The sequence below is a fragment of the Roseateles sp. GW821-FHT09G03 genome (assembly GCF_059416045.1).
In genome coordinates this window covers 300-696 of sequence record NZ_JBWKOK010000017.1, presented here as the reverse complement: position 1 = coordinate 696, position 397 = coordinate 300, and the positions used below count along the sequence as shown (strand labels likewise).

General features: G+C 66.0%; 1 protein-coding gene. It reads left to right on the top strand.

The genetic code is table 11. From position 1 onward, the window contains the following. Nucleotides 1-397, top strand: a 397-nt coding sequence (locus AC07OZ_RS29485; protein ID WP_495470575.1) for a HAMP domain-containing protein, incomplete at both ends; no start/stop codon positions are given.

Below are 397 nucleotides of genomic sequence, written 5' to 3'. Positions count from 1 at the left end.
CGCAGGTGCGCAACATCGCCGACGTGACCAAGGCCGTGGCCGCGGGCGACCTGTCCAAGAAGATCACCGTCGACGTGAAGGGCGAGATCCTCGAGCTCAAGAACACCGTCAACACGATGGTGGACCAGCTGCGCTCCTTCGCCGCGGAAGTGACCCGCGTGGCCCGCGAGGTCGGCACCGAAGGCAAGCTCGGCGGCCAGGCCGACGTGCAGGGCGTGGCCGGCACGTGGAAGGACCTGACCGAGTCCGTGAACTTCATGGCCGGCAACCTGACCTCGCAGGTGCGCAACATCGCCGAGGTGACCACCGCCGTGGCCGCAGGCGACCTGTCCAAGAAGATCACCGTCGACGTGAAGGGCGAGATCCTCGAGCTCAAGAACACCGTCAACACGATGGT